The sequence below is a fragment of the Streptomyces sp. WAC05292 genome, assembly GCF_003949955.1.
GTDB classification, from domain to species: Bacteria; Actinomycetota; Actinomycetes; order Streptomycetales; family Streptomycetaceae; genus Streptomyces; species Streptomyces globosus.
The window spans coordinates 1-18028 of record NZ_RPSE01000097.1; the positions used below are offsets into that span (position 1 = coordinate 1).

Consider the following 18028-nt stretch of genomic DNA (forward strand, 5'->3'; position numbering starts at 1 on the left):
CTCCCCCGCTCCGGTCCACCGCCCCCGCGGCAGCGGGGCCCTGCCCTTCACCCGGCGCCTGCGGGTTCCCCGACGAGCACACCACCGGTCCGCGGATCCCGCTGGAGCGGCACGACACCGGCAACATGTCGGTCAGGAAGGACGGCACGGTGATCAGGGGCTGGGACATCCGCGGCTCGCTGGACGTCTACGCCGACGACGTGACCGTCATCGACAGCCGGATCACCTCCACCAACTGGTGGGGCGTCAACCTCCGCCCGGGCTTCCGGAACCTGCGCATCCTGCACACCGAGATCACCGCTGTCCCCGGGAAGGGACCGGACAACGGCGGCGCCAACTACGCCGTCTCCAACATGGGCACCGACTCGGTCGAGGTCGGCTGGTGCGACATCTCCGTCTTCGGCAACGCGCTCTCCATGGGCCAGGGCCATCTGCACGACAACTACGTCCACGACATCGTGCCGTTCCGCAACAAGACCGGCGAGTGGCAGCACACCGACGCCGTCATCAGCGGCGGCGGCAACAAGGGGCGGCTCGTGCTGCGGCACAACACCCTCCTCAACCCGGTCCCCGTGGACCGCGGCGCCACCGCGGCGGTGGGGCTGTTCGCCGACACCGGCACCGTCTCGTCGGTCGTCGTCGACCGCAACTGGCTCGCCGGCGGCGCCTACACCCTCTACGGCGGCGGACCAGGCGCCACCGGCATCGAGGTCACGGACAACGTCTTCTCCACCCAGTACCACCCGCACGGCGGGGCCTACGGGCAGGTCGCCGCGTGGAACGCGGGCGGCGCGGGCAACGTGTGGCGCGGCAACCGCACCAGCGAGGGACAGCCGGTCGTCCCGGAACCCGCCCCCTCGCCCACGCCCGTGCCCGCACCGCTGCCCGCGCCCTGACCCGACCGCCCGGACCCCGCGCACACCCCTGCCCCGAGAGGACGACATGCGCCGCATCGCCCGCGCCCCGTGGGAGCTCCTCAAGCGGGCCTTCGGCTGGCTGGTGCTCTTCGAAGCCCGCAACAAGCTCCTCCTCGCCCCCTCGGCGCTGCGCCTGCGCCGTCTGGAGGACGCCGAGACCGCCCGGCTCGCGGCCCTGCTGGGCCGGCCGCCCACCGCCCTCGTCGCCACCGTGATCGCCACGCACCGGCGCCCGGAGGCGCTGCGGGCCGCGGTCCGCTCGGCCCTCGCCCAGACGGTCCGCGACCATGTCGTCCTGGTCGTCGACGACGGCGCCGGCCTGCCCCCGCTGCCCGCTGACCCGCGGCTGTCCGCGGTCTCCCTGGCCCGCAACACGGGCACGGCGGGCGTCGTCCGCAACGTGGGGATACGGCTGTCCCGCTCGCGGTACGTGGCGTTCCTGGACGACGACAACTTGTGGGAGCCCGACCACCTGGAGCAGGCCCTCGCCGTGCTGGAGCGGCCCGGCGGGCCCGACGCCGTCTACACGGCGCTGCGCCGGGTGCTGCCCGACGGGACGGAGCGGGACGTGCTGTCGGTGCCGTTCGACCGGCGCCGGGCCGCCCGGGAGGCCTTCCTCGACACCAACGCGTTCGTGGCGCGCCGCAGCCGTTCGCTGTTCTTCAGCCGGCTGCGCCGCCCCCCGGAGGTGCTGCCGCGGGAGGACTGGGAGCTCGTACGCCGCTACGCGCGGCGGCACGAGGTCCGGCACGTCCCGCGGGCGACCGTCCGGTACCTGGTGAACCCGGGGAGCTTCTACACCGCCTGGGACGGCGCGCCGCCGGCCGGCTGACCGGGGGCGGCGGCGGTCGCGCGGGTCACGGCCGCGGTGCGGTCCGCAGGGCGGCGCGGCCTGCGAGGGCGCGGACGGCGGCCCGGCTCGCCTCCCGGCCGAGCGCGGCGCGGGAGGCCTCCCGCAGCAGGACGGCGGCGCGGAAGGCGGCGGTCGCGGCGGCCCCGTGCCGGCGGGCGTAGAGGCGGACCCGGTTCAGGGTGAGCAGGGTCCACAGCCGCGGGGAGGCCTGCGAGTCCCCGCCGAGGTGGACGGCGGCGGCCGCGGGTTCGAGGCGGGTGGCGAAGCCCAGGTCGCGGGCGCGCAGGCAGAACTCGGTCTCCTCGGAGTACAGGAAGAACGTCTCGTCCCAGGGGCCGCAGGCGTCGAGGCAGTCCCGGGAGACGGCCATGAGGGCTCCGGTCGCCCAGTCGGCGACGGTGGCCCGCCCGTACGCCGCCGGGTCGGTGACGAGCTCGCTCCACCGGGGGAAGCGCCCGGCACGCCGGTTGCCGATGACGGCCTCGCCGAGCGCCCGTGTCACCTGCGGCTCGCGGCGCAGCGAGTGGTGGAGCGTGCCGTCGGGGTCGTGGAGCAGGGGGACGGTGATGCCGACGCGGCGGCCGCCCGACAGGGGCGCGTCGAGGGCGTCGAGGAGGAGGCGGGCGCAGCCGGGCCGCATCCGGGTGTCCGGGTTGCAGACGAGGGCGGCGCGGGGGCCGCCGTCCCAGGCCGCGGCGGCGGCGAGGGCGGCGTTGACGCCGGCCGCGTAGCCGGCGTTGCGGCCGGTCTGGACGAGGGTCGCATCCGGGGCGAGCCGGCGGAGCAGGTCGGGGGTCCCGTCGGCGGACGCGTTGTCGGCGACGACGAGCCGCCATTCGGTGCCGGCCATCCCCTCGGGCAGGGCCGCCAGGAACGCGGGCAGGACGCCGGCGCTGTTCCAGGTGACGGCGACGACCGCTACGGGACCGGTACGCGGTCCGGGGCCCGGTGCGGGCAGGGGGCGGTCTGAGGGCAGGGGGCGGTCTGAGGGCATGGGGACTCCACGGTGGGGTGCTGCGGCGCCGCGCGCCGGAGGAAGCCGAGGTGGCTGCCGCCCGCGGCGAGCGTGAGGAAGAACATCCCGGCGAACATGGGGAAGCTGAGGCTGTCGAAGGTGGCGCTGATGACGAGGGCGACCACGGCGGACGCGAAGAACGCCTGGCCCAGCTCGCGGTCGTTCTCGGTGCGGGCCAGGCGGCGGATCGCGCCGCCCTGGTGGATGCCGGTGAGGAAGAGCAGCAGGAGTGCGGCCAGCCCGGCGAGGCCTGTCTCCGCGAGGGTAAGCATGTACTGGTTGTCGGTGAAGAAGTACAGGTCCGGGGTGAACGTGCCGAAGCCCCGCCCGAAGAGCGGGCGCTCCTCCAGGTAGGGGACGATCGCCCCGTACTTGACGGTGCGCGCCTGGGTGCTGCTGTCGCCGTTCGAGAGGAACGAGGCGAACAGGGCGGTGATGGTGCCGATCAGCCCCGGGATCACCACCTTGAACGCGGCGACCGCTCCGCACAGCAGGCCGATCGCGGCCCACCGGCGCTCCGGCCTCCAGCGCGGCACCATCACCAGGACCACCAGCAGGACCCCGATGATCGAGGTGCGGGAAACGGTGAGCGGCAGGGCGCCGCCCATGAGGGCGACGGGGGCCCAGCGCCGCCGGCGGGCGAGGGTGCGGCGGGCCGGGTCCAGGGCCTGTTGTACGGCGAACGGCAGCAGGAGCGCGAGCATGCCGCCGAATTCGAGGGGCTGGGCGGTGGTGGAGCGGGGCCGGGTGAAGGAGCCGCGGTCGAGGGTGGCGATCTGCGGCACGCTGGACTGGAGGCCGGGGAGGGTGATGCCGTCCGCGATGTTGGTGGCGGTGAAGAAGTCGTAGAAGCCGATGGCGGCGACGGCCGCGCCCATGACGACCATGCGGCGCATGAGGACGTCCAGCCGGGAGCGGTCGTGGATGCCCGCGGTCGCCAGGACGACGAGGGAGACCCACACGAGCAGGCCGATGAGGCCGCGGTCGGCGCCGAGGATTTCCTTCTGGGAGCTTCCGCGGGTGGCGTTCGCCAGGTAGGAGCCGAGGACGGCGAGCGCCAGCACCAGCATGGCGGTGCGGGGCAGCCGGGTCGCGGCGGGGGGCCGGATGCGGCCGGTCAGCCAGCTCGCCAGGTACCAGAACAGGCAGAGGAGGGCGTACGCGTTGGCGGGGGTGCCGACGCCGCCGAGGCCCGGCAGGGTGAGGTTGGAGGGGATGAAGAAGGCGAGGGCGAGGTAGCCGCTGAGGAGCGCGGTGGCGTCGGGGCGGCTTCCGCTGTGGTCCCGTGGGCGGCCGCTGCGTACGGCGGTCCGGCCCGCGTCCGCCGCGGGGCCGGGCGCAGCCGGGGCGCCTTCGGCGGGCGTGCGCCTGCGGCGGCGGGCGGTGAGGGCGCTCTCCGCGGCGAAGGAGAGGGTGAATCCGGCGGCCGTGCCGGCGATCACCACGGCGAGGACCTGCTGGTGGCGGCTCTTGAGGAGCGGCACCGGCGTCTGCGGCAGGACCACGGGAGCGGTCTGCACGAAGTGGCCGGGCTGGACGCCGGCGGCGGCCTGGAGGGCGGTCAGCTGCTCTCCGGCGAAGGCGGTGAGGGTGTTGGTCTCCTCCAGGACCTTGGCGCGGTCGGTGCCGGTGACCGAAAGGGTGAGCATCGGGCCGGAGGCGTTCGCGGCGAAGCCGACCGTGTACGGGTCGCTCACGCCGAGCCCTTGGAGGGCGCGCGCCGCGTCAGCTCCCGACAGGGTGCGGATCAGGACGTCCGCGGTGACGACGAGCGAACCCCCGGCGTTCGAGAGGGGGTTGCCGAAGGTCGGGGCGAGCTGGGCGACCGCCGTGGAGTCGAGCAGGGCGATCGAGCTCTGCGACTCGTACTCCACGGGCACCGAGCGGTGCAGGTGGAAGCCGGCGAGCAGGCCGAGGAGGGTCAGGGAGGCCATCACGTACCAGCGGCGGCGCAGCACTCCGCCCATCTCCCGCACGTTCACGTCCGCCCCCGCAAGGTGCCGGATCCGATGGCGGGGCGCGCCGGGGGCTGCGAGGATCGTGCGGGACGGAAGGAATGCCCGTGTCCCCAGGCGAGTTGGCCCGCGCGCTGCGTCGGCGCTGGTACGTGCTGCTGGCGGCGGCGGTGCTCGCCGCGGCGGGGGCCGTGCCGGTGCTGCGGCCGGAGCCGGTCCACGTGAGTTCGGCGATCGTGGTGCTGAAGCCTCCGGTGACGGGCCGGCATCCGAACCAGCTGGCGAACCTCCAGCCGCCGCTGGCCGCGGTCTCCTACGCCGCGGTGCAGCAGCTGGAGTCGGCCGCGGGGCGGGAGGAGCTCCGGGCGGCGGGTGTGGCCGGGCGGTACCGGCTGATGCCGCGCAACAGCGGTACGAGCGTCACGCCGAGGTATCTGATCCCCTCCCTGCAGGTGCAGGCCGAGGACCGGGACCCGGCCGTGGCGAACGCGGTGGTCGGGAAGGTGATCGAGGCGTACGGCCGCCGCGTGGCGGCGATGCAGGACGGTCAGGGCGTGCCGGCGGGGGCGCGGATGAGCGTGGACGTGCTGGTGCCGCCGTCCGCGGCGGAGCAGCGCGGCACCCGGAGCCGGGGACTGGCCGGAGTGGCGCTGCTGGCCGTGGTGGCCGGCGTGTCGGCGGCGCTGTGGGCGGACCGGCTGCCGGCGCGCCGGAGGCGGCGGGCAGGGCAGGCCGAGCGGGTGCCGTCGGGAGCGGCGGCCGGCTGAGCGGTCCGCCGACGGCGGCCGGGACCGCCGCACGAGGCGGCGGTCCCGGTCGTGGGTGCCGTGCCGGTGGTGCCGGTGGTGCATCAGATGCCCCGCCGCTTCCACGACTGCCACCACAGCCACTCGCGGCCCCGGTCGGCGACGGCCGAGAGCACCAGCGGCTGGAGGTACGGCATGGCGCGCGCCCCGATGCGGCGCCGCAGCCTCAGGGCCCGGTATTCGGCGAGCCCGCGGTAGCCGGGCAGGCACTCGGCCGCGAACTCCTCCAGCTCGTCGACCGGGACGAGCGCGGTGCGCCCCCGGTCGTACGCCCGGTAGGCGCGGCGCAGCGCGTACCGGGCGAGGCGGGTGCGGGCCTGCTCGGCCAGCCGGTCCCTGTCGGGCAGCAGGTCCCCGCATTTGGTGATGACGGAGTCGAAGGCTGTCCGGCGCTGGCGGAGGTCGTCGAGCTGGCCGCCGAAGTCGGTGGTGGACATGTTGCCGCCGTGGACCCGGTAGTAGGCCTGGTCGGCGCCGCGGACGTAGCCGACGTCGGCGTGGGCGGCGAGCCGCATCCACATCTCGATGTCGCCGGCGTGCGGGAGCTGCGGGTCGTAGCCGCCGACCTTGCGCTGGAGGGCGGTGCGGACGACGACCTCGGGGGAGGTGATGCAGCCGGTGCCCTCGCGGAAGCGCCGCTCCAGCCACCAGTGGCCGGGGTAGACGGCGGTGCCGGTGCTGCGGGTCCGGGCGTGCGGGAGCGGGCCGCCGTGGCGGAAGCGCAGGGGCCGCCCGTAGGCGAAACCGGCTTCGGGGCGGGCGTCGAGGAGGGCCGCGGCGCGGGCCAGGGCGCCGGGGACGAGCCGGTCGTCGGCGGACACGAGGGCGGCGTAGTCGCCGTCGGCCCATTCCAGGAGGCCTTCGTTGTAGGTGGCGATGTGGCCCTTGTTCCGTTCGTGGACGTGGACCTCGATGCGCGGGTCGGAGGCCGCGAGGGCGCGGGCCGCCTCCGCGGAGTCGTCGGGCGAGGCGTCGTCGATGATCAGGACGCGGACGTCGACGCCCGGCTGTTCGTCGAGGACGCTCCTGACGCAGTCGGCGAGGAAGTGGCCGTACTTGTAGCAGGGGATCACGACGCTGACGGTGCTCACGGGCCGGCCACCTCCGTCGGGCCGGACTGCGCGGCTGCCGGCGGGCTGGTGGTGAAGAGGGGGCCGACCCAGTAGTTCACGGACCCGAAGGTGTTCGTCGGGAAGGCGCTGGAGGCCCCGTACTTGTAGAGGCCGTTGGCTCCGCCGCTGCCGTCCGCGGGGGCGAGGAGCGGGTAGGAGCGGTGGGAGGCGGTGAAGTAGCCGCCGTCGACGGAGTAGTTGCCGTTCGGTGCGTGGTAGGAGACCACGTAGGTCGTTCCCGCGGTGATGGGGACGGGGGTATGGAAGGTCATCTGCTGCCAGCCGGAGAGGGTTTCGCTGCCGAAGGTGCCGGTGGCCAGGAGTTGGCCGGTGGCGGACCAGAGGCTGCCGGTGTGGGTGCCGGTGTTCCTCGGGCCCTTGTAGAAGGTGACGCCGGTGACGTGGCCGTTGACGGCGGACTGGAAGCGGGTGCCCAGTTCGACCGGGTTGGTGTCGCCGGTGACGTTCGCGGTGGTGGGGGTCGTCCCGCTGCCCCACAGGGTGCAGGGGCAGTTCACCTGGGGCGGGGTGGGGCTGGTGGTGAAGGTCCAGGTGACCGGTTGCGGCATGGTGTTGCCCCACAGGTCGGTGGCCCTGACGGACGCGGTGTAGGTGGTGTTGAGGGCGAGTTCGCCGGTCGGGGTGAAGGTGGCGCTGTTGGCCGCGCCGAGGATCTTGCTGCCGGGCACGGCCGTGCCGGCGGCGTCCTTGACGGTGAACTCGAGTCCTTCGGCGTCGACGGCGGTGCTGAAGGTGGCGGTGACCGCGGTGGTGATGGCGGTGCCGGTGGCCGCGGACTGCGGGGTCGTGCCGGTGACGGTGGGCGGGTCCGTACTGGCGGTGGAGGTGTCGAGGACGGCGTCCACCCAGTAGTTGCTGCCGCTCGCGGCCTTGTTGGGGAAGCCTCCCGAGGAGCTGTAGCGGTAGACGCCGTTGCCGCCGTCGGTGCCACTGCGCAGGGCGGTCAGCGGGGCGAGTCCGGCCGCGGCCTCGGCGAAGGTGTTGTCGAAGGAGTAGCCGCCGTTGGGGGCGAAGTACGAGGCGATGTAGGTGGTGTCGGGTTTGACCGGGACCGGGGAGGAGAAGTTCAGCTGCTGCCAGCCCGAGGCCGTCTCGTTGGTGAACGTGCCGGTGGCGAGGCGCTGCCCGGTGGCGGACCAGAGGCTGCCGGTGTGGGTGCCGGTGTTGGCGGGCGACTTGTAGAAGCGGACGCCGGTGATGGATCCGGGCACGGAGGAGCGGATCTTCACGCCGAGTTCGACGGCGCTGCCGTCCCCGGCGTTGACGGTCGCCGGCACGGCCGCCGCGGGCCACACGGTGCAGGGGCACTGCTGGGGCCCGACGGTGAGCTGGACGGTGCTGGTGGGGCCGGTGTTGACGCTGTCGTCGACGGCGCGGACCTTGATCTGGGCCGGTCCGGGGGTGGTCGGGGTCCACTGGTGGCTCCAGGAGGCGACGCCGGCGGCGGCCTTCCAGGTGGTGCCGCCGTCGGTGGAGACCTCGACGCGGGCGACGACTCCGCCGCCGCTGTCGGTGGCGGTGCCGGTGAGGGTGACCGGCCGCAGCGCGGGCACGGTGGCGCCGGCGGCCGGGGCGGTGACGGCGACGCCCGGCCCCGCGGTGTCCGCCGAGGCGGTCGCGGGGACGAGGTCGGACTGGAGGGACCCGGGCTGGACGCCCATGTCGGCGAAGATGTTGACGGTGGCCTGCTGCATGCGCTTGTCGGCGGTGACGACGGTGTCTTCGGGGTTGTGGGTGGGCATGTTGGTCAGGCCCCACGACCACTGGACGGTTCCGGTTCCGAAGACGAGGGCGCGGGAGAGGGGGTCGCGGAAGGCGACGAGGCTGTGGGTGGCGGTGCCGTTGCCGTAGGTGTTGCCGTAGTCGAGGCGGAGCTTGCCGTCGTCGATGTCGACGGTGGTGGAGGAGAGCTGGATCTGGCCGGGCGGGCGGGCCGCGTCCTCCACGTCGCTGTCCCATTCGTAGCCGAGGGTCCCGGCCGGGAAGACGGCGGTCTGGGAGGGGCTCAGGTTCGCGACGCTGGTGTTGCGCCAGAGCCGCATCCTGGCGAACCTGCCGGGGACGGTGATCGCGTCCGCGCGGTAGCCGTTGACGCTGAACAGGGAGCCGGTCAGCTGGTTCTGCGGCTGGTAGGGCCGGCCGTTCGCGGCGCTGGCGGGGTCCATGAAGGTGCCCGTCCAGATGCCGCTGGGGTCGGGGATGCCGTTCGGCTGCGGGAAGGAGAGCTTGGTCTCCTTGTAGCAGACGAGGGTCCGGTCGGCCGTGCCGGTGCCGTCGATGCTGGGGGCGAGGCGGGTCTTCCAGAAGATCTCGTTCCCGCTGAAGTACGTCTGGTGCAGGCCCGCCTTCCGGGCTTCCAGGGCGTGGGTGAACTGCTCCTGGGTCCAGTATTCGTCGTGGCCGGAGGACATGAACACCTTGTGGTTGCGCAGCAGGGTGCCGCCGCGGGACGACATGTCGATTCCGGAGATGTAGCTGACGTCGTAGCCGTTGCGCTCCAGCCAGGCGATCATCTGGTATTCGGAGCCGTAGATGCCGTTCTCGCCGCCGATGTCCATCGGCCGGTTGTAGCTGACCTCGTAGGCGCGGCCGTCCGGTGCGGGTCCGGCGCCGTCGTAGAGGTCCTGGCCGCCGTAGTTGTTGTACGCCTGCCAGGTCTGGTCGCTGGTCTGGACGACGATGTCGGAGCGGCTCGCGTCATTGCGGACGACGAACGGGTAGGGCATGACGCCGTTGCCGTCGGCCTGGTCGAAGTTGGCGAGGTACAGGCCGGACACGGCGTCGGCCGGGACGGTCCAGGTGGCGGTGACGGGCCAGTTGCCGCAGTCGACGAGGCCGGTGGCGGGCTTGGTCGTGCAGGCCGCCGGGCTGCCTCCCGGTGCCACGTTCGCCGGGTGGGTCTGGGCGGCCTGCGCCGCGGTCGACATCAGGCGGGCGCCGTCGCCGCCGTAGTGGCCGAGCCGGTACACCGACACCCGGTACGGCGTCGGCGACTGCACCTTGAACTGCACGGTGTCGCCCGCCTGGACGCTCATCCGGGAGGTGAAGCCCTTGATGTCGCCGTAGGCGCTGGGGGCGAACCAGTCGGGCATCGGTGTGCCCGGCTTGGAGTTCTCGCACACGATGGCGTTCGCGGCGGGACCGCACGGGTCGGCGGCCCCCGCCACGGCGGACGGGGGCAGGACCGTGGCCAGCAGGGCGGCCACCACGGTGAAGAGGCCGTACCGCAGCAGCCTTGTCCGATCTTTCATCTGTACCTCTTGTGGGGTGTCAGCGCAGGGCGTCGGTGAGCGCGTCCACGACCCGCTGCTGTTGCGCGGCGGTGATCTGCGGGAAGAGCGGGAGGGAGAGCATCCGCTCCGCGGCGCGCTCGGCGTGCGGGAAGTCCCCCCGGCCGTGGCCGAGGTGTCGGAAGGCGGGGGTGAGGTGGACGGGTGCCGGGTAGTGCACGCCGGCGCCGATGCCCTCCGCGTTCAGCTTCCCGACGACGGCGTCGCGGTCCGCTCCGGCGACGCGGACGACGTACAGGTGCCAGACGTGCACGTTGCCCTCGGCGGTGGCGGGCAGGGTGAGCCGCCCGGATTCCGCGAGACCGGCGAGGAGCGCGTCGTAGCGTGCGGCGGCGGCGCGGCGGGCTTCGTTGCCGGCGGCGAGCCGGGCGAGTTTCGCGCGCAGGACGACGGCCTGGAGGCCGTCCAGGCGGCTGTTGAATCCGGCGACGTCGTGCTGGTACTTGGCCGTGCCGCCGTGGTTGGCGAGGGCCCGCACCAGGTCGGCGGCGTCCGCGTCGTCGGTGACGACGGCGCCGGCGTCGCCGTACGCGCCGAGGTTCTTGCCCGGGTAGAAGCTGGTGGCGGCGATCGTGCCCCGGCCGGGCGGGCGGCCCGCCCGGGTGGCGCCCTGGCTCTGGGCGGCGTCCTCGACGATCCGGGCGTGCGCCGGGAGCCGCGCGGCGAGCTCGGCGGCGGGCGCGCACTGGCCGTACAGGTGGACGGGGACGACGGCGCGGGTGGCGGCGCCGACCGCGTCCAGGGCGGCCTGCGGGTCGATCAGCAGGGTGTCGGGCAGGCAGTCGACGAGGACGGGCCGGGCGCCGATGCGGGCGACGGCGCCCGCGGTCGCGATGAAGGTGTTGGCGGGGAGGACGACCTCGTCGCCGACGCCGGCGCCGGCGGCCCGCAGGGCCAGCTCCAGGGCGTCGGTGCCGTTGGCGGTGCCGACGCAGTGCCCGACGCCGGCGAAGGCCGCGTACGCGCGCTCGAAGGCGCGGACCTCCTCGCCGCCGATGAAGGCGGTGTCGGCCAGGACGCGGTCGAACCCGGCGCGGACCTCCTCCGCGACCTCGGCGTGGGCGGCCTTGAGGTCGACGAGCGGTATCCGGTTCATGCGTGTGTGCTCCCCATCGGTGTCTGCGGCCCGCGGCCGGTGTGCGGTGCGGCGTGCGGCGGCGGCGAGGGCGGTGCCCCGCCGGGTGCGGGCCGCGGGTCCTCCCGGCGCAGCTCCGCGAGGGCCGGGGGGCCGGCGTCGCGGAGCCTGCGGGCCGGGCTGCCGGCCCATACCTCGCCGGGCGGCACGTCGGTGAGGACGGTGCTTCCCATGCCGGTCAGCGACCAGGCGCCGACCATGGTGTGCTCGCGGACGAGGGCGCCGGCGCCGACGTACGCGCCCCTTCCGATGCGGACGCCGCCGCCGAGGCGGACCCCGGAGGCGAGCGTCGCGAAGTCGGCGACGGTGTCGTCGTGGGTGAGGACGGTGTGCGGCATCACCGCGACGTGCGCGCCGACCCGGACGGCCGCGGTGAGCACGCAGTGCGCGAGCAGGACCGTGCCGGGGCCGGCGGCCGAGGACGCCGACACGGCGGCCGTCGGGTGGACGACCGTCGCGTACCGGCTGTCGGGCAGTGCGAGGCGCCGTACGAGGCGGGCCCGGACCGCCTGGTCGCGGGGGCTGCCGGCGCAGACGACGACCTGCGCGTCCGGGTGGTCGCGGACGCGGTCGCAGCCGCCGAGGACGGGGACACCGTCGACGTCGGTGCCGTGCAGGGCGGGGTCGTCGTCGAGGTGCCCGGCGAGCCGCCACCGCGGGCAGCGGCCGGCGGCGAGGTCGGCGGCGGCCGCGGCGCGGACGGCCTGGGCGGTCTCGCGGGCGAACCCGCCCGCGCCGACGACGAGCAGGTCGCGGGCGGCGGGGGCGGTCATCCTCCCGCCTGCTCGTGCAGGACGGCCGCGACGCGGTCCTGCTGGGCGTGCGTCATGGTGTGGAAGAGCGGGAGGATCAGCGAGTTGCGGCTGATCCGCTCGGTGACGGGCAGCGGGGCGGCCGCGTGCCCTGCGTAGGCGGGCTCCAGGTGGGCGGCCATGATGCCGCGCCGGGCCGAGATCCCGGCGTCGGCGAGGGCTTCGAGGAGGGCGTCGCGGCCGACGGGGAAGTCCTCGGCGAGCAGGACCCAGTAGGACTGGAAGTTGCCCTCGCCGTGGGCGGGGTCGCGGACGGGGCGCAGGCCCGGGATCGGGGCGAGGAGCTGCTCGTACCGGGCGGCGAGCTCCCGGCGCCGGGTGACGATCTCGTCGAGCCTGCCGAGCTGGACCAGGCCGACCGCGGCCTGGATGTCCGTCATCCGGTAGTTGTAGCCGACTTCGAGGTATCGCTCGGCGACGGGTCTGCCGCTGGCGTGGCGCTGGGCGGCGGAGACGCTCATGCCGTGTTCGCGGAGCCTGCGCAGGCGCTCGGCCCGGGCGGCGTCGTCGGTGGTGACCATGCCGCCCTCGCCGGTGGTGATCACCTTGCGGGGGTGGAAGGACCAGGCGGCGATCAGGGCGCCCTGCCCGACGGACTTGCCGCCGACGGTGGCGCCGATGCCGCAGGCGGCGTCCTCGACGAGGGCGGCGCCCCAGTCGGCGCAGGCGGCGCGCAGGGCGTGGACGTCGGCGGGGACGCCGCCCTGGTGGACGGCGAGGACGGCCTTGGTGCGCGGGGTGCGTACGGCGTCCACGGTCTGCGGGGTCAGGTTGCCGGTGGCTTCCTCGACGTCGGCGAAGACGGGGCGGGCGCCGGTGTAGAGGACCGCGTTGGCGGTGGCGATGAAGGACAGGGAGGGCACGACGACCTCGTCGCCGGGGCCGAGGCCGAGCGCGATGAGCGCCAGGTGCAGGGCGGTGGTACAGGAGCTGACGGCGATGCCGTGCTCGGCGCCGACCCGTTCGGCGAAGGCGCGTTCGAAGTCGGCGACGCGGGGTCCCTGGGCGACCCAGCCGGAGAGGACGGCGTCGGCGGCGGCGCGGGCCTCCTCCTCGCCGAGCCAGGGGACCATGACGGGGATGCGCTCGCGGGCGGTCACCGGCCTGCCTCCGGCCCGTCCTGGGCGGCGGGCGCGGCGGCGGGCGCGGCGGCGGCGCGTTCGGCGCGCCACCAGTCGACGAGGTCCCGCAGGCCGGTGCGGAGGTCGATCGCGGCGGTGAAGCCGAGGCGTTCCGCGGCGCGCGAGGTGTCGGCGAGGCGGCGGGTGACGCCGTTGACGGCGCGGGCCGGGCCGTGCTCGGGGGCGGTTCCCTCGGCGCCCATGGCCTCCAGCAGGCCGGCGGCGAGTTCCAGGAGGCTCGTCTCGGTGCCGCTCGCGATGTTGAACACCTCGTCGGTGAGGTCCGATTCGGCGGCCAGCAGGTTGGCGCGGGCGATGTCGCGGACGTCGACGAAGTCCATGGTCTGCGTGCCGTCGCCGAGGATGAGCGGCGGCTCGCCCGCGGTGATGCGCTCCATCCACCGGATGAGCACCTCGGTGTACAGGCCGTGGATGTCCATGCGGGGGCCGTAGACGTTGAAGTAGCGCAGGGCGACGTAGTCGAGGCCGTACATGGCGTGGAAGCTGCGCAGCATGCCCTCGTTGAAGGCCTTGGCGGCGCCGTAGAAGGTGTCGTTGTTGTACGGGTGGTGGCGCTCGGTGGTGGGGAACTCCTCGGCGAGTCCGTAGACGGACGCGGAGGAGGAGGCGACGACCTTGGACACGCCGGCGGCCGCGGCGGCCTCCAGGACGTTGAAGGTGCCGTCGACGAGGACCTCGTTGGCCAGGCGCGGCTCCTGCGCGCACTGGGTGATCCTGAGGGCGGCGAGGTGGAAGACCAGGTCGGCGCCGTCGGTCGCCTTGCGTACGGCGGCCGTGTCGCGGATGTCGCCCTCGCGGACGTCGACGACGCCGCTCGGCAGGGCCCGGGCCAGGTTCTCCGTGCGGCCCCGGGCGAAGTTGTCGAGGACCACGACGCTGCGGGCGCCGTTGTCCACCAGCAGGTCGACCAGGTGCGAGCCGATGGTGCCCGCTCCTCCGGTGACCAGGATCCTCTTGTCTCGTACGCTGCTCAACGCCCTGCCCCCACTGGTTCGATCATGTGCCGTGCCGTCCTTGCGGTGTGTGCGGTGCGGTGGCCGCCGTCTCTGCGTGCGCCGCCGGCCGTCAGCGGCCGGTGCGCAGGCCGACGACGGCGCCGTGGAACGCGAGGCTGCGGGAGGCCGCTTCGAGGATGTCGAGGACCTGGAGGCCGGCCCGGCCGTCGGTGAGGGCCGGGCGGCGGCCGCGGACGGCGGCGGCGAACTCCTCGACCATGGTGCGCAGGGCCTCCCTCTCGCCGAGTGCGGGGGCCACCATGTCGCCGGTGCGGTAGGAGACGAGCGCGTCGCGACGCTGGTCCTCGCGGAGTTCCTGCGGTGCCGTGAGGTCGACGCCGCGGTCGTAGACGGCGACGCGCTGGGAGGGGTTGAGGTCGTCCCACACGAGGGTGCGCTTGGAGCCGCCGACCATGGTGGTGCGGACCTTCACCGGGGAGAGCCAGTTGACGTGGACGTGCGCGATGGCGCCGGTGTCGAGCTGGAGGGTGAGGTAGGCGACGCAGGACTGGCCGGCGCCGATCGGGTCGGCGCCGTGGGCGGCGACCGCGACGGGGCGGACGTCGTCCGGGAGGATGAAGTCGAGGACGGACAGGTCGTGCGGGGCGAGGTCCCACAGGACGTCCACGTCCTTCTGGACGAGGCCGAGGTTGATCCGGACGGAGTCGACGAACTGGATCTCGCCGAGCTCGCCGGAGCGGACCAGGTCGCGGATGCGGGCGACGGCCGGGGTGTAGCAGTAGGTGTGGTCGCACATGAGGGTCAGGCCGCGCTCCTCGGCCTCGGTGACCAGGCGCAGGCCGTCCTCGTACGTGGCGGCGAGGGGTTTCTCCACGAGCACGTGCTTGCCTGCGCGGAGGGCGGCGAGGGCGACGTCGAGGTGGGTGCCGGCCGGGGTGGCGACGGCGACGGCGTCGACGGCGGGGTCGGCGAGGACCGCCGCGTAGTCGGAGGTGGCCTGGACGGTGGAGTAGCCGCCGAGCACCTGCCGGGCTCGGTCGGCGTCCAGGTCGCACAGCCAGCGGAGCCGGAAGGCGGTGCTGGCCTGGAAGTTGCGTACGAGGTTGGGGCCCCAGTAGCCGGCGCCGACGACGGCGACGCCTAACGGCTCCTGCGGCGCCGGCTCCCGGCCGGCGGGCGCCCCGTCCGGCGCGGCCTGCCGTGCCGGCTGCCCTGCGGTGTCCTCGGTGGTGCCCTTCACGGTGGTTCCCCTTCCCTGCGCACGCCCGGCTGGCGTGTCGACGACCCGTGGCCGGGTGGCGTGCGAAGGAAGGGGGTGCCGTGCCCGCCCGCGGGCACGCCGGAAGCCTGTGCGGCCCGTGCGCGACCCGTTCGACGGCGGTACCCCCCGCGGCCGATGCCGACGCGGTGCGACGCGGCTGCGGTGTGCTTCCGCGGCCGCGGTGTTCCCGCGTTTCCCCTGCCCCCCGGCCGTCCGGCGCCCCTCGCGCCGGCCCGGCCCCGGAATCGGGCGGCCCGTTCCCCCGGCCGCCGAAACCGATCGTTCCCCAACTTCCCCGATGCGGCCGGACTGCGGCGCTGCCGTGGCGCGCCCGGTCCGGTCGGCTGCGTTCAATCTAGACCACGGGCCTTGTATGCGTGGGGAGTTGACGGAAACGCCCGGCACCGGTGTGCGGGCGTGGGCATACTCGCGGGGTGACCAGCATCGTGATACCGGCGCACAACGAGGCCCGGGTCATCGGCCGCCTCCTCGACGCACTCCTGTCCGACGCCCCGGCCTCCGGGGCGGGCCCCGGGCCCGACATCGTGGTGGTCTGCAACGGGTGCACGGACGACACCGCCGCGGTGGCGGGCGCCCGCGGCCCCCGGGTCCGGGTGGTGCAGACGCCCGCGCCGGGCAAGCACGGCGCGCTCCGGCTCGGCGACGAGCACGCCGAGGGCTTCCCCCGGCTGTACGTCGACGCGGACGTCGTGCTGCGCGCGGCGGACGTACGGGCGCTGGAGGCGGCCCTGGCCGACGGGCAGGGGGTGCTGGCGGCGGCTCCGGGGCGGGACCTGCCGCTGGCCGGCTGCACCTGGGCGGTGCGCGCCTACTACCGGGTGTGGCAGCTGCTCCCGGCGGTCCGGGAGGGGTTGTTCGGGCGGGGGGTCATCGCGGTGACGGAGCGGGGGCACGCGCGGATCGCCGCGCTCCCGCCGGTGATGGCGGACGACCTGGCGGCGTCGCTGGCGTTCGCGCCCGCCGAGCGGCGGGTCGTCGAGGAGGCGCGGGTCGTCGTCAGCCCGCCGCGCACGTGGGGCGACCTGCTCAGGCGGCGGATCAGGGCGGCGACCTCCTCGGCGGAGCTGGAGCGGGTGCAGGCGGCGGCCCGCGGCGCCGGGGAGGGCGGCGGCGGGGCCGCGCCGTCCGCGCGCACCGGGACGGCCGACCTGCGGGCGCTGGTCCGGGCGCGGCCGGGTCTGCTGCCGTCGGTCGGGGTGTTCCTGGTCGCGGCCGCCGCCGCCCGGCGCGGCGCGCGCCGGGCGATCCGGGCGGGGGACTTCTCCACCTGGCTGCGCGACGAGAGCAGCCGCACGGGCTGAGCGGACGCGGGCGGGGCCGCGGGCCGGGCCCGGTCGGGCCGCGAAATCCGGCCGTTGGAGGGCCGGTTGGCCATTGCGTCCATCGGGGGCGCGCGGCGCCCGCCGGTCGCCTAGGGTGCGACCGCAGGCACGAGTGACCAGATCCCGTCGGCACCAGGAGCCGTACAGCATGTACCTCGCGGACCGCTCCGCGCCCGCCGGCGCGCAGGGAGCAGGCGGCGGCGCCCGGCGCCGGGCCGTCGCCCCGACCGTCCTCGCGCTGGGCACGGTGAGTTTGGTCACCGACGTGTCGTCCGAGATGGTCGCCGCCGTGCTGCCGCTGTACCTGGTGGCGGGGCTGGGTCTGAGTCCGCTCGGGTTCGGCGCGCTCGACGGCGTCTACAACGGGGTGGGGGCGCTCGTGCAGTTGGCCGGCGGGCACCTCGCGGACCGCGTCCGCGGCCACAAGCTTGTCGCCGGCCTCGGGTACGCGCTGTCGGCGCTGTGCAAGCCGCTGCTGCTGCTCGCTCACGGCCTGGGCCCGGTGGCGCTGGTCCTCGCCCTGGACCGGACCGGCAAGGGGCTGCGCACCGCCCCGCGGGACGCGCTGATCTCCCTGGCCGTGCCCGCCGGGGCGCAGGGGCGGGCCTTCGGGGTGCACCGGGCGATGGACACCACAGGGGCCCTGCTCGGTCCCCTGGCGGCGTTCTTCGTGCTGGGTGCGGCCGTCGGCGGGTACGACGCCGTGTTCGGGGTCAGTGCGTGCGTCGCCGCGCTGGGCGTCGTCGTCCTGGTGCTGTTCGTGCCGTCGGGGCGGGCGGCGGCCGCGCCCGCCGCCCGCCCCGCGGGTCGGCCGGGAGCGGCGGGGCCGCGCGGCCGGGGCCTGCGGGAGGCGGCGGCGCTGCTGCGGCGGCCGCGGCTGCGGTCCCTGGCGGTGTGCGCGGCCCTGCTGGGGCTGACCACCGTCAGCGACGCCTTCCTGTACCTGCTGCTCCAGGACCGCGCCGGCCTGGGCGAGCGGTGGTTCCCGCTGCTGCCGCTGGGCACGGCGGCGGTGTTCCTGCTGCTCGCGGTGCCCGCGGGGGCGCTCGCGGACCGGATCGGGCGCCGTGCGGTCTTCCTGGCCGGGCACGCCCTGCTGCTCGCGGCGTACGGCCTGCTGCTGTGGGCTCCCGACTGGCAGGCGCTACCGCTGCTGGTGCTGGGGCTGCACGGCATGTTCTACGCCGCCACCGACGGGGTGCTCCCGGCGGCGGTGGCCGGGGCGGTGCCGGACGGGCTGCGGGCGACCGGCATGGCGCTCGTCGGCACCGGCCAGGCACTGGCCCGCTTCGGTTGCTCCCTCGCCTTCGGCGCCGCGTGGACGGTGTGGGGCGGGGGTCCGGCGCTCGCCGCTGCCGCGGCCGGGCTGTGCTGCTGTGCGGCTTTCGCCTGGTCCGCGCTCCGCCCCGA

Annotated in this window: 14 protein-coding genes; 5 read left to right on the plus strand and 9 right to left on the minus strand. The window is 75.0% G+C overall.

The genetic code is table 11. The features are described from left to right. Positions 1-896, plus strand: an 896-nt coding sequence (locus EF903_RS13660) for a hypothetical protein (protein WP_260615208.1), incomplete at its 5' end; no start/stop codon positions are given. Positions 897-942: 46 nt separating this feature from the next. After that, a complete protein-coding gene (locus tag EF903_RS13665) occupies positions 943-1749 on the plus strand; it encodes a glycosyltransferase family 2 protein (RefSeq protein WP_125543490.1) in 807 nt (268 codons plus the stop codon). 25 nt (positions 1750-1774) lie between these two features. On the opposite strand, the gene EF903_RS13670 is transcribed toward EF903_RS13665, so the two are convergent. Both EF903_RS13670 and EF903_RS13675 read right to left on the minus strand, forming a co-directional pair. Next, positions 1775-2764, minus strand: coding sequence for a glycosyltransferase (locus EF903_RS13670; RefSeq protein WP_125543491.1), 990 nt, complete (start codon positions 2762-2764; stop codon positions 1775-1777). Then, a complete protein-coding gene (locus tag EF903_RS13675; RefSeq protein WP_125543492.1) occupies positions 2689-4767 on the minus strand; it encodes an O-antigen ligase family protein in 2079 nt (692 codons plus the stop codon). Before EF903_RS13675 ends, EF903_RS13670 begins: the two co-directional genes overlap by 76 nt. An 80-nt stretch (positions 4768-4847) precedes the next feature. Here EF903_RS13675 and EF903_RS13680 point away from each other — a divergent pair, with 80 nt between their 5' ends. Beyond that, the gene (locus EF903_RS13680) at positions 4848-5507 is read left to right on the plus strand and encodes a hypothetical protein (RefSeq protein ID WP_125543493.1); all 660 of its coding nucleotides are present in this window, start codon (positions 4848-4850) and stop codon (positions 5505-5507) included. Between the two features lie 83 nt (positions 5508-5590). On the opposite strand, the gene EF903_RS13685 is transcribed toward EF903_RS13680, so the two are convergent. The 7 genes from EF903_RS13685 to EF903_RS13715 all read right to left on the minus strand — a co-directional run bounded on the left by EF903_RS13685 (position 5591) and on the right by EF903_RS13715 (position 15254). Then, the gene (locus tag EF903_RS13685) at positions 5591-6637 is read right to left on the minus strand and encodes a glycosyltransferase (RefSeq protein ID WP_125543494.1); all 1047 of its coding nucleotides are present in this window, start codon (positions 6635-6637) and stop codon (positions 5591-5593) included. Next, positions 6634-9930, minus strand: coding sequence for a DUF4082 domain-containing protein (locus EF903_RS13690; protein WP_125543495.1), 3297 nt, complete (start codon positions 9928-9930; stop codon positions 6634-6636). Before EF903_RS13690 ends, EF903_RS13685 begins: the two co-directional genes overlap by 4 nt. A 19-nt stretch (positions 9931-9949) precedes the next feature. Next, positions 9950-11065: a DegT/DnrJ/EryC1/StrS aminotransferase family protein gene (locus EF903_RS13695; protein WP_125543496.1), complete on the minus strand. Its 1116-nt coding sequence runs from the start codon at positions 11063-11065 to the stop codon at positions 9950-9952. Then, positions 11062-11877, minus strand: coding sequence for a NeuD/PglB/VioB family sugar acetyltransferase (locus EF903_RS13700; RefSeq protein WP_125543497.1), 816 nt, complete (start codon positions 11875-11877; stop codon positions 11062-11064). The genes EF903_RS13695 and EF903_RS13700 overlap by 4 nt, the downstream gene beginning before the upstream one ends. After that, positions 11874-13016: a DegT/DnrJ/EryC1/StrS aminotransferase family protein gene (locus EF903_RS13705; RefSeq protein ID WP_260615214.1), complete on the minus strand. Its 1143-nt coding sequence runs from the start codon at positions 13014-13016 to the stop codon at positions 11874-11876. Before EF903_RS13705 ends, EF903_RS13700 begins: the two co-directional genes overlap by 4 nt. After that, a complete protein-coding gene (locus EF903_RS13710) occupies positions 13013-14032 on the minus strand; it encodes an NAD-dependent epimerase/dehydratase family protein (RefSeq protein WP_125543498.1) in 1020 nt (339 codons plus the stop codon). The genes EF903_RS13705 and EF903_RS13710 overlap by 4 nt, the downstream gene beginning before the upstream one ends. Before the next feature lie 91 nt (positions 14033-14123). Then, on the minus strand, positions 14124-15254 hold the full coding sequence (locus EF903_RS13715; protein ID WP_125543499.1) for a Gfo/Idh/MocA family protein: 1131 nt from the start codon (positions 15252-15254) through the stop codon (positions 14124-14126). Between the two features lie 455 nt (positions 15255-15709). Here EF903_RS13715 and EF903_RS13720 point away from each other — a divergent pair, with 455 nt between their 5' ends. Further along, entirely contained in the window at positions 15710-16597 is an 888-nt protein-coding gene (locus tag EF903_RS13720; RefSeq protein WP_125543500.1) for a glycosyltransferase, read from the plus strand. Between the two features lie 169 nt (positions 16598-16766). After that, on the plus strand, positions 16767-18028 hold a 1262-nt coding region (locus tag EF903_RS13725; RefSeq protein WP_148142518.1), incomplete at its 3' end, for an MFS transporter.